Raw genomic sequence first — 15,408 nt, 5'->3', positions numbered from 1 at the left:
TACAGGCGCATCCGGAAAACATTCGTCCCGCCACCACCAGCGCCTTTGCGCAGCAAGCACGACGCTTATGCTGTCTTCCGCAAGATGCACAACTAGGATATCGTCAGTTTCATCGTACGTGGTGCGCATGGTCATTCCGCCCACTGAAAATGATGCTTGACGGTTTTGACGACCAGCCTATCTTCAAGTATCACAGCGGCACATACCATATTAGCGTTTCATCCATGGATACAGGCTGTAGCCGGAAACGCCCAACCGGGCGGCGACCTCGGCGACGGGATGGCCCCACTCCGCCACCTGCTTAACATCTTCGATCTTGAATGCTTCGGTGTATCGTTGACGACTCATGGAACCTCCTGGTGCCTTCAGTATAAGGCCAAAAGGTGTCTACGAACGATGGCAGCGGCTATTCCCTCGAGACGGAGATTAACTCTGTTGATGTGTGAGGACTTGGTTCATGCGTGAGTCATCCTCTTCGGTATTACTCAATTTGAAAGAACTGATCAGAGCCATGAGGCGTTCCACCTGATGACTCATTTCGTCGGCGGCAGCGCTACTTTGCTCGACCATCGCCGCATTCTGCTGCGTCATGGTATCCAGTTCGGTCACGGCGGTGTTGACTTGGCTGATACCGCTGCTCTGCTCCTGAGAGCCTGTGCTGATCTCGCCGATCATTTGCGTGACCCGCTCGATACTGCCGGCAATCTCTTCCATCGTCTGACCGGCTTTGCGCACTTTTTCCGAACCTGACTCGGCGTTGGAGACAGAGGTTTCCACCAATCCGCGGATCTCGCGTGAAGCATCGCTCGAGCGCCCGGCCAGCGTGCGGACTTCTTCGGCAACGACGGCGAAACCTTTGCCATGCTCACCGGCGCGCGCCGCCTCGACGGAGGCATTAAGTGCCAGGATATTGGTCTGAAAGGCAATCGAATCGATCATGCCGATGATCTCGTTAATGCGTGATGCCGACTCGCTGATATCGTTCATGGTCGTTTCGACATCCTGCATCGCCGTCTGACCGCCACGAGTGACATCGACACTACTGCGCGCCAGTTCATCGGCTTGTGTTGCAGTCTCGGCCGTATGGCGAACCGTGGAGGTAATCTCTTCCATGGATGACGACGTTTCCTGCAGGTTGGACGCCGTCTGCTCGGTACGCGACGCCAGGTCCTGGCTGCTCTTGGCTATTTCATTCGAGGCCGAATTGACGCTTTGGGTACTGGAACGCACCGCTTGCAACGTCCTGTCGATCCGGTCGATGAAATCATTGAAGCGTTCGCCCAACTCGCCGATTTCGTCGCTACGGCGTGAGTCGATGCGTTGGGTCAGGTCGCCATCCTCCTCGGTAATCTCACGGATTCGCTCACTGACAGCGCGAATCGATTTCGACATTCTGCGAGGACCGATCAATGCGAGAGCGATGGCAGCCAGGAAGATAATCGACGAAATGGTAATGACCCAAAGCTGCTGAGTATCGATCCGGTCGAGCATCGATGTTTCCAGATCGGCCACTTTGGCATTCAAGGCCTGACCAACCAGGTCATAAACCTCACGCAACTCATGGAAGCGTGGCATACTCTCTTCATCGAATAAGGCTTGGGCTTTCTCTATTTCGCCATTTCGGTGCAACTCGACGATGTTATCGGACACATTAGCCCACGCCTCGTAGCGCGTTTCGAATTGCTCCAGCTCCGCCACCACACTCGGATAGTTCGACATGTGCTCTTCGAACGTATGCATGCGGTCATAGGCCTGCTCGGCATTTTCCTTGTAATCCGCAATGAATTGCTGGCCTCCGTCGCTATCCGGTTCTTCATCAAGGAGCTCCAGCAACGCCATTTGCCCTTGATACAGGTCCCGATCCGCATTCAGGACATTTGAAATCGCCACATTGAACTCACCACTAAAGTTGGTCATCCGCTCCTTGACGGCATTGACCAATCGCTCATCCACCACCATGATCGCCAACATCGAAAGCGCTACCGTAATAAAAGCGACAGCATACTTGACGCTAATTTTATTGAGATTGCTTTGATGTAAATTACTCAACATACCCCTCCTCTTAATGTTCACGCACCATCTTTTCTTAGGTAGAAAGGGTATCGGCTGGGCATGGATAAACTTGAATAAATCCCTTCTCTCCAACGATCAATGGAGTATGTTTTATTATGGATAAAAACTGTATAAGTAGATATACATACTTTGCATTGCTATTCGCTGACTGTCATACCAAGGTAGCGCACCGGCCGATGACGCAGTAGCAGCGGTACGCCTGAGCCGGCGTCAGTGCTGCACTTATTAGTTGAATTCAGGGCCAGCCCCCCCCGCCAACTGCCACCTATCTGGCCCATGACGCTCAAGTGAATCGCCTCAAGGCCGATATTCGAAAAACCATGAGCAATCTTGTTGTTGCTCCTTCTCGTTTGAGCGCGTTTTCTCTTATAGGCGATACCATGTCTTCTCCCCGTACCCACATCACCGTTAATGAACTGAATGACGAGATCGTGCCGCGCCTCGATCTGGTCGAGAAGCTGATCAATACGACCCTGGCGTCGCTCGTCGAGACGACCGAATCCGGCGAAGAACGCGCCCGTCGCGAGGATCAAAAACGCCGTTTCGAGCTGATGCTGCTATCCATCCGCATGAATGTCGCCAGTGTATCGCGCCGCCATGCGGCGGTGATCCGTGCTACCCAGGACGATGATCGCACTGGCGGTTCTCTCCTGCAGCTGGATGAAAACGAAGCTATCGCCCTGGATAACGCAAGATGGTCAAGGCGCATGCGCGTCAGTAGTGCGGCTGCGCGTATTAATCGTCTGATTTGTGGGCTCGTAGAGAAACGGTCGTTCGTACTTTAGGCGGGGGATACTTGATTTTTTCTTGTAATGGGTTAAATCTGCTGAACTTCTTTGAATATGGCTAGTACACCATGCGGACTTTATTGCGCAGTCAGACCTTTTTAATCGTGCTATGGGGCGTGGTCATGACGACCCTACCCTACACGACGTACAAGATATTGCTCTTCCAACGCCAGGCACCGTCACTACTCGGCGCCCACTTGCCCGCGTTGCTCTTTGCCAATATTGCCATGATCGTACTCCTGGTTGGCACATTGCTGCTAGTCACCTCCGCTCATTCGCAGTTGCGTCAGGACCGTTCGCGCAGCCGGCATGAAGCATCGTCATCACCGCCGTCGCCTGCCCCTCAATCCGGAGCGCGCTCGCCACGTCCCAAAAAAGCAGAAGCGCCCGTGGAGTCCGCCGCCACCGGTCTTAAGCTCGTCGAAATCGGCGCGGAAAGTCCCTTGCAAAGCCGTTTACCGCTCGGCGCGGTGGTGGTATCAGTCAATGGCACCTCCGCAACATCGCTCGCAGCGGCGGAATCGGTCCTCAAACCGGGAGTCAATGAACTCGACTGGCTAGACGATAACGGTAAACGCAACATGGCCTATGTCATGGTCCGCGATAGCAAGCTGCACGCCGAGTTTCGCCCCGTTTGATGTTATGTCATGAAAAAAGCCTTCGCCGTTAAAAAAGACATTAAAGTCTGATCTGTCATGGCCGATAACGGATAAGCAGGGACGTTACCGGTCTTTATTACGCTAGCCAAAGCAAAGAACTAAAAAAGCGAGGCACCCGATGACTCATATCGGTACATTCATCACCGAATCCGACACCAGTATTCACGAGAAGCTGAACCACGCCCTTGAAATACTTCTCGAGCGCGATGCCTCCTTGCTCAAGGCGTCGGCGACGGAACGTTCTCTCTCCTTCCGCTTGGCCATGTACCTGCAACAGGCGTTTCCCGACTGGGATATCGATTGCGAATACAATCGCTGGCCGGGCCCCTGCAAACGCACCCGCCACATGACGAGCGTGACCAATACCGCCGATACCGATGCGCGTACCGCCTACCCCGACATCATCATTCATCACCGCGGAACCCACGAGAACCTTGCCACTATCGAGGTGCAAAAAAGTACCAATAGCTTCGGTAAGCATCAGGACGTCAAGAAGATCCACGCTTACAAGCGCGATAGCAGCTTTCGGCATGCCTTCTTCGTCGACATCGGCGTCGGCGACGATGCCGGACGCACGCACATCGATATGATGACGTGATCCGGTTGCCACCGGGTGCTCTTAGGCTCTCTGAGAAGAGCCTGCTTCTTGAATGAGGCTGCACTCGATATACAAGATCGATAACAACGCAAGGGGACGTATATGTCGTCGAACATTCCTGAATTTCCCGTCAACAGCGGTCCTGCCACCGCCAACATCACACCCAACCCGCTGAGCGGCCGCCAGCGACTGGATATGGCCCTGGCCCACATCCAGCCTGACAGTGACGCGCAAGGAATATCGGCGCCATCGGCCTTGACCATGAGCGAGCTCGCTGAGCCCATCGACCGCGTCAACGATGTGATGCGCGCCTACAATGTCCAGTTCGAACTGTCGGAATACGAGGGCCGGATCGTGACACGCATCGTCGACCGCGACAGCCAGGAACTGATCCGCCAGATCCCCAGCGAAGAGACGCTGCGCATTGCCGAAACCCTGGAGCAACGCCAGGGCCGACTGGTCGATTGGGAAGCGTGATTCAGAAGGCCGCCTTGCGTCAGCCCCCACCCCTCGCACTTGCACACACGGCCCTCACGCCGCACCATTAGTGCCTATTAGAAACACTTCTAGCGTTATACCTTTTCGCTCAGAAACCTGACTTCCTTGCACATCAACGAGACCCGGATGCTCAAGCGTTACTTTCCCATCGTCGAGTGGCTGCCAGGCTACGATCGCTACACGCTATCCCAGGATCTCTTCGCCGCCGTCATCGTCACTTTGATGGTCATTCCGCAAGCGCTGGCCTATGCCCTGCTCGCTGGGCTTCCGGCGGTGACGGGCCTCTACGCCAGCATACTGCCGCTGATCGCATATACCGTCTTCGGTACCAGCCGCACGCTGGCGGTGGGGCCAATGGCGATCGTCGCCCTGATGACCGCCGCGGCGTTATCAAACATCGTCGCCACGGGGACCGTCGCCTACAGTGAAGCCGCCGCAACACTAGCGTTCCTCTCCGGCGTCATGCTGATGCTGATGGGGGTCTTCCGGCTGGGCTTCTTCGCCAACTTTCTGAGTCATCCGGTCGTTTCCGGGTTGCTCAGCGCCTCGGGCGTGTTGATCGCCACCAGCCAGCTGGGCAACTTATTGGGCATCTCGATGTCCGGGTTCACGCTGATCGAACAGCTCGCCGGGCTGGTCACACATTGGCAGGATTTCAACGGTCTGACGGCGTTGATCGGCCTCGTCTCGCTGGCGTTTCTGATGGTGATGCGCCGCGCCGGTCCCACGCTGCGCCGCATGGGCATGACCGCCACGCTGAGTGGCTTCATCACCAAGGCTGGGCCGATCATTGCCGTCATGATCTCGACCCTGCTGGTGTGGGCGTTCAACCTGGAGGCGCAGGGCGTGGCCGTGGTCGGCGAAATTCCGCGCCATCTACCACCGCTGGCACTGCCCTCGCTCGACCCGAGCTTGATCAGTACGCTGCTCATGCCGGCGTTTCTGATCAGCCTGGTCGGCTTCATCGAGTCGGTATCGCTGGCGCAGATGCTGGCCGCCAAACGTCGTCAGCGCATTTCGCCCGACCAGGAGCTTTTCGCGCTGGGCGGCAGCAACATCGCCGCCGCCTTGAGCAGCAGCATGCCGGTAACGGGCAGCCTGTCGCGCACGGTGATCAATTTCGATGCCGGCGCGCGCACGCCGGCCGCAGGCAGCTTCGCCGCGCTGGGCGTGGCGCTGGTGACGCTCTACCTCACGCCGCTGATTCACTTTCTGCCCATCGCCACGCTCGCCGCCAGCATCATCGTCTCGACCTTCACGCTGCTTGATGCACGCGGCCTGAAGCGCACCTGGCGTTATTCGAAGCGCGATTTCGCCGCCATGCTCGCGACCATCGTGCTGACCTTCGTCAGCGGTGTCGAAGTCGGTGTCATCACCGGCGTAGGGCTCTCACTGGCATTGTTCTTGTACCGTACCAGTCGCCCCCACAGCGCTCTGGTAGGTCGCGTCCCCGGTACCGAGCATTTCCGCAACGTCGAGCGCCACACCACCGAGCACGACCCCAACGTGGCCCTACTGCGCGTCGACGAAAGCCTCTACTTCGCCAACGCGCGTTACCTGGAAGACACCGTTTACGCCATGGTCGCCGAACGCCCGGCGCTCAAGCATGTGGTGTTGATCAGCTCGGCCATCAACTTGATCGACGCCTCGGCACTGGAAAGTCTGGAAGCCATCAATGCCCGCCTCGACGATTCACAGGTCAAGCTGCATCTCGCCGAAGTCAAAGGCCCGGTGATGGACCAGCTCAAGCAAAGCGACTTCCTCGACCATCTTACCGGCGAGGTCTTCCTGAGCACCTATTACGCCTGGGAAGCGCTACACGACGAGAAAACCGCCGTGAAACCTCAGCCTAGCGACTCCCCTCGCTAAGCTGTGTCTCACGATGGCCAAACGATATGAGAATTGGAGAGACCTATATAGCATATTGCTATTTATCACAAACGGAATACGATCAGGGCAAGTGGAAACAGGAGTGACTATGCACACGCTCGTCGAACAAGCCACTCAGCATTGGAGCTATCTGGCACCACTGCTCACCATGCCCACCGACGACATCGAATATGACGCGCGTGTCGAGGCCTTGGATGAACTTCTCGACCTGATTGGCGAGGATGAGTCCCACCTCCTCGCCAGCTTGGCGAGTCGCTTGGGGGATGTCATCGAAGCCTACGATGAAGAACGCCGGCCCATGCCCGACGTTTCGGGTGTCGACGTACTGCGTTATTTGATGCAGGAGCATCAGATTTCACAAAGCGAGTTACCTGAAATAGGCGCTCAATCGGTGGTATCAGCCATTCTCGCCGGACGCCGTAAACTCAACTGGCGCCAAGTCTGCGAGCTATCGGAGCGCTTTGGCATCGCGACTGATACCTTCAAGGAGCCCAGCCCCACCCGCCGTGTTGCCGGTTAAATATCTCTCTCAAGGGAGACGCTTATTCTTCCACCAGCGCCTTCACCTTGTCGACGATATGCGCGCCGATGGGGATTGCCGAGGTAGCGGCGGGCGATGGCGCGTTGCACACGTTAACGCTGCGCCGCGTGTTGACGAACAGGAAGTCGTCGATCATCTTGCCGTCTTTGGCCACCGCCTGGGCGCGCACGCCGGCGGGATAGGGGCGCAGGTCATCGCGGGTCAGGCGCGGACAGTACTTGCGCACTTCTTCCAGATAGCCGCCCTTGAAAAACGAATTCTTCATCTCATGAAGCCCCGGCTTGAGATTGGCCCGCAGTACCTTGCGAATCCCTGGATCGCCGGCCATGGAAGCCAGATCGCTAAACGACACATCGCGTTTGCGATACCCCTCGCGCTTGAATGCCAGCACGGCATTCGGCCCTACGGTGACGCTGCCATCGATCATGCGCGTCAGATGCACGCCGAGAAACGGCATCGCTGGGTCGGGAATCGGATAGATCAGGTGATTGACGATGCGATTGTGCTCGGGCGGCAGTCGATAGTACTCGCCCCGGAAAGGGCAGATCGTGAACTCGGGCGTTACGCCCAACATGCGGACTACGCGGTCCGCCATCAGTCCCGAGCATGACACCAGATGGCGCGTGGTAAAAATGCCCTGGTCGGTGGTCACCACGACCTCTTCGCTGCGCTCTTCGAGTGCCGTGACCGGCGCCGCGTAACGCACTTCGCCGCCGGCATTCTGGAATACCTCGGCCATCTTCGCGGTGACCTGCCGATAGTCGACGATGCCACTGGCGGGCACGAAGATACCGCCCTGCCCGGTAATGTTGGGCTCACGCTCACGCAGTTGGTCGGCGTCGAGCCATTCGCGCTCCAGGCCATTGGCGGCGGTGCGTTCCCACAACGCCTGCATACGCTGCATTTCCACCGCGTTGGTGGCGACGAGCAGCTTGCCGCAGCTTTCGTAATTGATGCCGTGAGTATCGCAAAACGCCTTGGTAGCGCGGTTGCCTTCCAGGCAAAAGCGCGCCTTGAGGCTGCCCGGCGTGTAGTAGACCCCGGCGTGGATCACACCACTGTTATGGCCGGTCTGATGATGCGCCGGGCCGCGTTCCTTCTCGACGAGCAGTATGCGCTTGTCGGGATAGGCCTCGATCAGTTGCATAGCGGTGGACATCCCCAGGATGCCGCCGCCGATGATGATGAAATCGTACACCGCGTTCTCGCTTGTCAGAATTGAACCGTTACAGCCTGCGCAACGCCGGGTTGGCGTTCAAGACATCCCTCACTCATCGCGCATCAACTGCCCACTCAAGCGTGCTTGGGATTGGCAAGCGTCTGCTTCTGGGTGAAGTAACCGCGCTGGCGCATCAACTCACGGCGCAAATCGGGATGCGGCGTGAAGCGATCACGCCCATGCAGCCAGAAGTGATTGTTGAGCAGCAGGAAGCTGCCGATGGGGATTGGCACGGACAGTCGCGCTTCGCTACTTTCCAGCGACTCGGAAAGATCGCACAACCAGTTGCCCTCCTCGAAATCGCGCGGCTGCACGAACTGATCGATGTAGGACATCACCGGACGCCCCTGCGCATCGACATCGAACACCGGATGATAGACGTCCTGGCCGACATTCTTGCTGGGCGGCGCCGCCCAGCGCATCTTGCGACGCGCCATGGGGTGCGCGTGGAAACGCTCGAGATCTGCCCAGTCATCGAGATGCAGCAACAGCGAATTACCACCCTGCATGTGCTGCTCGTCGATTTTCATCATCAGCACGTAGTCGGTGTCCTGCTCGACGAAGGTGCCGTCGTTGTGCAGCTCCATGACGCGATGCGGCTGACGCAGGTAGCTGTCGGATTCATCAACATTCTTGACCACGAAGCGCGCGTAGTACTGCCCACTCATGGCATCGAAGTTGGAGCGTCCGATGCAATGCGCCACCGCCGTGGCCACCTTCACCATATCGTCGGCCTGCGCCACTTCATCGAGCCCTTCCGGCGTTACCAACAGGCCACCGGTGGCACGATCCACCAGTGTATCCGCCAGCCACGGTTTGAGGGTATTGGCGCATAGGTCGTCGAGGATTCGAGCGACGCGAAAACGCAGCATCGATTTGTATTCCAGCGCCTGAATCGGCCATTCAGCGGTGGCATCGAGAAAGGAGCGCACGGTCGCGGCGTCCAGGGTCAGTTGCAACAACCGCGATGATTGAGCGGACGGTGCGACGCTGAAGCCTTGAGAGGCACGGTCGGCAGGGGTATCGAGGGCGGTCATGGCTAGCCTCCACGGTGTTCTAGATGTCGGCTTAAAAATATCTATATTTTTATAAAACGTCAAAATTATACTTGCACATCGACGCAAGACCGTTCCCCGCTTCCGGTGGCCTCCGGTATCATGGCGCTCACATATTTGGTGGAATCGCCCCATGACCAGCGCCACTCCGCGCCCTAATCTCGCCATCGGTGCCTACCGCCAGCTCAAGCGCGACATCATTCGCGGTGCCTACACGCCGGGCGAAAAGTTGCGCATGAGCGATCTAAAGACACGTTACGATCTGGGCGTGGGGCCCATGCGTGAGGCCCTGTCGCAATTGGTCAGCGAACGCCTGGTGACGGCCGTGAGCCAACGCGGCTATCGCGTCGCAGAGATGTCGATCAAGGAGCTCGAGGACCTCTACGATGCACGCGCGCAACTGGAAGGCTTGGTACTGGAACTGGCCATCGCCCGGGGTGGCGACGACTGGGAAGCGGAGATTCTGGCCAAGGCGCATGCCCTCGCCAAGGTGGCAACGGTGAACAGTGCCGACGACATGCTGGATGTCTGGGATGTCCGTCACCAGGCTTTTCATAGCGCGATCGCGGCGGGTTGCGATTCACCACACCTACTGCAGACACGGACCTGGCTCTTAGACCAGGCCGAGCGCTACCGCCATCTATGGCTTTGCCAAACCGTGTTCTCGGCAGAGGCGCTTGACGCCAAGCGGCGCGAGCATGCAGCGCTGACCGACGCCATCCTCGCCCGTGACGCGGCGACAGCCTGCGCCATGATGCGCGAGCACCTGATGACGCCGGTACCGATCATCAAAGAGGTGTTACGTGAACAGGGGCTCGTATAAATCCTGGAGTCGACCACGATCGGTCAGCGTGCGGTCGTCGTTCGCATCTGGCCGCAAGATAATTCCTCGAATCTGGCCGCCATGTTCTGATCCGAATTTTGAATTTTCACATCGACTCGCTTTTTCACTGACGAACCCGCATCCACGCACTGCCCTTCTCCTCCACAAGACCGTCCCCATGGCCCATTCTTCTAACACCGACCATAAGCCGGAATAGCGTCTACTACTTTTTGCCTAATTGAAAATGTTCGATTTCGCGCCACAATGATCCAAACCGAACACCAGTGGGCGAATACGAACATGCAAAACGAAACCTACGATCTGGTTGTCATCGGCGGCGGCATCAACGGTGCAGGCATCGCGCGTGATGCTGCAGGCCGTGGACTTTCGGTGCTCGTCGTCGAGGCGGACGATCTCGCCAGCCATACGTCATCGGCCTCGACCAAGCTGATCCACGGTGGCTTGCGCTATCTGGAGCAGTACGAATTCAAGCTCGTGGCCAAAGCTCTCTCCGAGCGCGAAATACTCCTCAAGACGGCGCCGCACATCATCTGGCCAATGCGTTTCATCCTGCCTCATCAGAAGCACCTGCGTCCGGCCTGGATGATCCGAGCCGGGCTCTTCATGTACGACCATCTGGGTGGAAAACAGTCGCTAGCGGGCTCGCACGGCATCAAGTTCGCCGGCCATTCGGCCGGAGCACCACTGAAGCCCGAGTTCACCAAGGGCTTCGTCTACTCGGACGCCTGGGTTCAGGATGCCCGGCTGGTGGTGCTCAACTGCATGGATGCAGCTAACCGTGGCGCCTGCATCATGACGCGCACGCGTGCCGAGACCGCCATACGCGATACCAACGGATGGACCGTCACCCTGCGTACCGCCGAAGGCGATACTTGCAAGGTCGCCGCTCGCGGAATGGTCAACGCGGCCGGGCCCTGGGCCGTGCGTTTTCTCGACGAGGTCGCGTCGCTGGATCACAAGTATTCGCTGCGCCTGATCAAGGGTAGCCATATCGTAGTGAACAAGCTGTTCGACCACGACTACTCCTATATCTTCCAGCAACCCGATGGCCGCATCGTATTCGCCATTCCCTACGAGCGCGATTTCACGCTCATCGGTACGACCGATATCGAGCATGAGGGCGCTCCCGGCGATATCGCCATCGAGGAAGACGAGATCGGCTATCTATGCGAGTCGGCCAATCGCTATTTCGAACGACCTATCGAACCCGACGATATCGTCTGGAGCTACTCGGGCGTGCGTCCTCTCCTCGATGACCGTGAGGACAACGCCAGCGAAATCACCCGCGATTACCGTATCCAACTCGATACTTCCGACGGCGCTCCACTGCTCAATGTCTTCGGCGGCAAGCTGACGACCTATCGACGGCTGGCGGAGGACGCTGTCGATCAACTGGCACCCGAACTCGGATGCCAGCAAAAAGCCTGGACCGGCAAAGGCCATCCACTGCCCGGCGGCGAAGAAGCGAAACCACAGCACCTTTTCGAATCGCTACAAGCAAGTCATCCCTTCATTCCACTGGGCATGGCCAATCGTATGGTCTTCAACTACGGCACACGGGTCACGAACATCGTCGGCGATGCAAAAAGTCTGGACGACCTCGGTGAGCATTTTGGCGCCGACCTGTACGCCGCCGAAGTCGATTACCTGCGCGATCACGAATGGGCGCGCACAGCCGAGGACATCCTCTGGCGGCGATCCAAGCTCGGGCTACGTCTCAGTGATGATGAACATTTCCGACTTGCCGATTACCTCACCCGCTCCTTCGCTGAGTCGACCCAAGCCGATTCAGAGGCTTAAAACGAACCTGGAGAACCCAGCCGTCGTGAATAACGACACAAACCCAACTGCCATCGATGCAGGTGGCGCCACAAAGAGGAGGAAAACCATGACTCGCCGACTCATTGCTGACATGCCTGTCGACATTGCTGGACGTGCGCATCCCGGCTTATCCAACCATGACACTCATTACCACAAGGCATACTCATGGGCATTGTAGAAACGATACTGGTCCACGAAATCGCCGGCACGGCGTTCCTGACGCTGCTGGGTTGCGGCGTGGTGGCCAATGTCCTTTTGAACAAGACGAACGGTAACGGCAGCGATGGCATCGTGATCTTCTTCGGCTGGGGGCTTGCCGTGTTCTGCGGTGTTTACGTCGCCTACGATACCGGTGCACATATCAATCCAGCAGTGACGCTGGCCCTGTTGATCGGCCCGGCCAAAGAGTATGCGGAGGGTATCCCGATCAATTTCGTCACCACCCTCACCTATTTTGTGGCCGAACTCATCGGTGGTTTTCTAGGGGCCGTGGTTTGCTATCTGGCCTACAAGAAACAGTACGATGACACCGAAGACAACGCGCTCAGACTCGCCACGTTTTCCACCGCACCGACCATCCGATCCTATGGCTGGAACCTGATCAGCGAAATCATCGGCACCTTCGTGCTGATCTTCGTCATTCTCATGTTCGGCAATACGCCGTCCGGCCTCGGGCCCTTGGCGGTCGCGCTTTTGGTGGTCTCTATCGGGGCTTCGTTGGGTGGCCCTACCGGCTATGCCATCAATCCAGCGCGCGATCTCGGCCCGCGCATTGCCCACGCCTTACTGCCTATCAAGAACAAGGGGTCGAATGACTGGCACTATGCCTGGGTGCCGGTCGTCGGCCCTGTCATCGGCAGCACGTTGGCGGCACTTGTTGCTTACATCTACTAACCCATTCAGATTGATCGATTTTTTGTAACGAACACGAGGAGCGACCTTCCATGAGCAATGCAAAGAAATACGTACTCGCGATCGACCAGGGTACGACCAGTTCCCGCGCCATGCTGTTCGACCACGACGGCCAGATCGCCGGCATCGCCCAGCGCGAGTTCGAGCAGATATTCCCGCAGCCGGGCTGGGTGGAACACAATCCACGCGACATCATGACCAGCGTGCTGACGACGCTTACCGAGGTGATCAACAACACGCAGGTCGATGTCTCGGAAATTGCCGGCATCGGCATCACCAATCAGCGCGAAACCACCGTCGTCTGGGACAAGAACACCGGTCAGCCGGTGTATAACGCCATCGTCTGGCAATCACGTCATTCGGCCGAGATCTGTGATGAGCTGCGTGACGCCGGGCATGCGGAGATGGTCCGCGACAAGACCGGGCTGGTCATCGATGCCTATTTCTCGGGCACCAAGCTCAAGTGGATCTTCGATAATGTCGAAGGTGTAAAGGAAAAAGCCGACAACGGCGAGCTCCTGTTTGGCACCATCGATTCCTGGCTGGTGTGGAATCTGACCGGCGGCGAGGTGCATGTCACCGACGTTACCAACGCTTCGCGGACGATGATGTTCAACATTCGCAATCGTCAATGGGACCCGGAACTGCTCGAGTTGTTCGGCGTGCCCGAATCGATGCTGCCCGAGGTCAAGTCCTGCAGTGAAGTCTATGGCAAGGTGCTGCCGAAATATTTCTTCGGCAATGAGCTGCCGATCGCCGGTATGGCCGGTGACCAGCAAGCCGCGCTGTTCGGTCAGGCCTGCTTCAACCCCGGCATGGCCAAGAACACCTATGGCACCGGTTGCTTCACGCTGATGAATACGGGTCCGGAAGCTACGGCTTCTGAAAACGGCCTGCTCACGACCGTCGCCTGGGAGATAGACGGCCAACTCGAATACGCCCTCGAGGGCAGCGTGTTCGTGGCCGGTTCGGTGATCCAGTGGCTGCGCGACGGCCTACGCATGCTGGGCAAGTCTTCCGATTCAGAAGCCTATGCCGAGCGCGCCGGCGATAACGACGGCGTCTACCTCGTACCGGCGTTCACTGGTCTGGGCGCACCTTATTGGGACTCCAACGTCCGCGGCGCGATGTTCGGCCTGTCGCGCGGCACGAGCAAAGAACATTTCATCCGTGCGGCGGTAGAATCCATGGCCTACCAAAGTGCGGACGTTCTCCACGCCATGCAGGCCGATGCCGGCCTCCAGCTCACCGAACTGCGTACCGACGGTGGCGCTATCGCCAACGACTTTCTCGCCCAGTTTCAGGCCGACATCCTGGGCGTGGATGTGCTGCGTTGCGCGGTCAATGAAACCACCGCTCTAGGCGCCGCCTACCTGGCCGGTCTCGCGCTGGGCTTCTGGGAATCGCGCGAGCAAATTGCCAAGCAATGGGCCATGGACCGCCACTTCACACCCCAGATGCGCGTGGAAAAGCGCGACGAGCTCTATGAAGGCTGGAAGTGCGCCGTCCAAGCGACCATGGGCTTTCATGTGGCTTCGTAAGCGTCGCTTGCCACGCTTATAGTTATAAGACGTACGCCCTATCGCAGCGCGGTAGGGCGTCGCGGCGATGGGCGAACATCAGCGCGGTGCGCCCGTCGAACCAGGTGTCGAGACGCTCGGCGACCGTCGTTGCCGTGGCGGCGTCCAGCCCCGCCAGCGGTTCGTCGAGCAACACCAGCGGCGCATCGCGCAGGATCACCCGGGCCAGCGCCACGCGGCGTGCCTGCCCACCGGAAAGCTGGCGCCCGGCTTCGCCGACCCAGGTCTCGAGCCCGTGTGGGAGTTCGCGCGCCCAACCGTCCAGATCGACGATCCATAGCGCCTGCCACAGGGCACGTTCGACGGCCGCTTCATCCAGGTCGTGCTCGACCGGCAATCCCAGGCGCAGGTTGTCAGCCAACGGGGCATGAAAAAGCTCGGTGTGCTGGGTCAGGTAGGCGAGTCGTGTGCGCAACGCTTGCGGCGCCAAGCCGCGTAGATCCTGCCCCGCCAGTTGCACGCTGCCCGCCTCGGGATCGAACGCGCGGACGACGAGCTGAGCAAGGCTCGACTTACCGCTGCCCGAGGGGCCCAGCACGGCGACACGTTCGCCGGCCGCCACGTGTAGATTGACGTCTTCGAGCGCGGGCGTGGTGCCCATGCCCGGATAACGCAGCGTCACTGCCTCGAAGGTGAGCGACGGCACCTCGGCACTCGCCAGGCAAGCCTCGCCGTCGTCACTCGCAGGTGCCGCCGCCTCGGCATTGAGCCGCGCGGCAGCCGTACATGTCGCCCCAAATTGCACGAAGGCGCCCGGCAGCATGGCGAGGCCTTCATTCAAGGCGAGTACCGCCAGTGGCAACATGCTTGCCACTGGCGCCGACATCTTGCCTGCGGCGAACGCAAGCAGCGCCAGGCAGAGAATCGCCACAGCGGTGCCTTGCACGGTCAAGGTGACCAGCGCATTGCCCAGCGCGGCGCGGCGGGCCA

At 58.6% G+C, this 15,408-nt stretch carries 14 protein-coding genes and 1 pseudogene; 10 read left to right on the top strand and 5 right to left on the bottom strand.

What is annotated here, in order from left to right; translation table 11 throughout:
• Positions 1 to 213: 213 nt before the first annotated feature.
• Together OP495_RS14575 and OP495_RS14570 are read right to left on the bottom strand one after the other, a co-directional pair.
• A pseudogene (locus OP495_RS14575) lies at positions 214 to 348 on the bottom strand (transposase); the annotation flags it as partial.
• A gap of 78 nt (positions 349 to 426) precedes the next feature.
• A complete protein-coding gene (locus OP495_RS14570) occupies positions 427 to 2,145 on the bottom strand; it encodes a methyl-accepting chemotaxis protein (RefSeq protein ID WP_348521317.1) in 1,719 nt (572 codons plus the stop codon).
• Positions 2,146 to 2,360: 215 nt separating this feature from the next.
• On the opposite strand from OP495_RS14570, the gene OP495_RS14565 reads away from it, so the two are divergent.
• From OP495_RS14565 to OP495_RS14540, 6 genes are all read left to right on the top strand, one after another.
• Entirely contained in the window at positions 2,361 to 2,858 is a 498-nt protein-coding gene (locus OP495_RS14565) for a hypothetical protein (RefSeq protein ID WP_280570305.1), read from the top strand.
• 125 nt (positions 2,859 to 2,983) lie between these two features.
• A complete protein-coding gene (locus OP495_RS14560; RefSeq protein WP_280570304.1) occupies positions 2,984 to 3,499 on the top strand; it encodes a hypothetical protein in 516 nt (171 codons plus the stop codon).
• Between the two features lie 139 nt (positions 3,500 to 3,638).
• Positions 3,639 to 4,118 carry a hypothetical protein gene (locus OP495_RS14555; protein WP_280562097.1) on the top strand — a complete coding sequence of 160 codons (480 nt, stop codon included), beginning with the start codon at positions 3,639 to 3,641 and terminating at the stop codon, positions 4,116 to 4,118.
• Between the two features lie 102 nt (positions 4,119 to 4,220).
• Entirely contained in the window at positions 4,221 to 4,595 is a 375-nt protein-coding gene (locus tag OP495_RS14550) for a flagellar protein FlaG (protein WP_280570302.1), read from the top strand.
• Positions 4,596 to 4,742: 147 nt separating this feature from the next.
• On the top strand, positions 4,743 to 6,485 hold the full coding sequence (gene sulP, locus OP495_RS14545; protein WP_280570299.1) for a sulfate permease: 1,743 nt from the start codon (positions 4,743 to 4,745) through the stop codon (positions 6,483 to 6,485).
• A 109-nt stretch (positions 6,486 to 6,594) separates the two neighbouring features.
• A complete protein-coding gene (locus tag OP495_RS14540) occupies positions 6,595 to 7,026 on the top strand; it encodes a transcriptional regulator (protein WP_280570297.1) in 432 nt (143 codons plus the stop codon).
• A 22-nt stretch (positions 7,027 to 7,048) separates the two neighbouring features.
• Here the strand turns inward: OP495_RS14540 and lhgO are convergent, their stop codons facing one another.
• Together lhgO and glaH are read right to left on the bottom strand one after the other, a co-directional pair.
• A complete protein-coding gene (gene lhgO, locus OP495_RS14535) occupies positions 7,049 to 8,245 on the bottom strand; it encodes an L-2-hydroxyglutarate oxidase (RefSeq protein ID WP_280570295.1) in 1,197 nt (398 codons plus the stop codon).
• A 95-nt stretch (positions 8,246 to 8,340) separates the two neighbouring features.
• Entirely contained in the window at positions 8,341 to 9,303 is a 963-nt protein-coding gene (gene glaH, locus OP495_RS14530) for a glutarate dioxygenase GlaH (protein ID WP_280570293.1), read from the bottom strand.
• A gap of 151 nt (positions 9,304 to 9,454) precedes the next feature.
• Here glaH and csiR point away from each other — a divergent pair, with 151 nt between their 5' ends.
• From csiR to glpK, 4 genes are all read left to right on the top strand, one after another.
• Positions 9,455 to 10,144, top strand: a complete 690-nt coding sequence (gene csiR, locus OP495_RS14525) for a DNA-binding transcriptional regulator CsiR (protein ID WP_280570291.1) — start codon at positions 9,455 to 9,457, stop codon at positions 10,142 to 10,144.
• Positions 10,145 to 10,444: 300 nt separating this feature from the next.
• Positions 10,445 to 11,965, top strand: a complete 1,521-nt coding sequence (gene glpD / locus OP495_RS14520) for a glycerol-3-phosphate dehydrogenase (protein WP_280570289.1) — start codon at positions 10,445 to 10,447, stop codon at positions 11,963 to 11,965.
• Positions 11,966 to 12,151: 186 nt separating this feature from the next.
• Positions 12,152 to 12,880, top strand: coding sequence for an MIP/aquaporin family protein (locus OP495_RS14515; RefSeq protein ID WP_280562107.1), 729 nt, complete (start codon positions 12,152 to 12,154; stop codon positions 12,878 to 12,880).
• A gap of 50 nt (positions 12,881 to 12,930) precedes the next feature.
• The gene (gene glpK, locus OP495_RS14510) at positions 12,931 to 14,439 is read left to right on the top strand and encodes a glycerol kinase GlpK (protein ID WP_280562108.1); all 1,509 of its coding nucleotides are present in this window, start codon (positions 12,931 to 12,933) and stop codon (positions 14,437 to 14,439) included.
• A 22-nt stretch (positions 14,440 to 14,461) separates the two neighbouring features.
• Here glpK and OP495_RS14505 read toward each other — a convergent pair.
• Positions 14,462 to 15,408: ATP-binding cassette domain-containing protein (locus OP495_RS14505; RefSeq protein ID WP_280570287.1), on the bottom strand; the 947-nt coding region annotated here is incomplete at its 5' end.

Source organism: Chromohalobacter sp. 296-RDG (genome assembly GCF_029889885.1).
Classification (GTDB): domain Bacteria; phylum Pseudomonadota; class Gammaproteobacteria; order Pseudomonadales; family Halomonadaceae; genus Chromohalobacter.
This window is presented reverse-complemented; position numbering and strand designations above follow the sequence as displayed.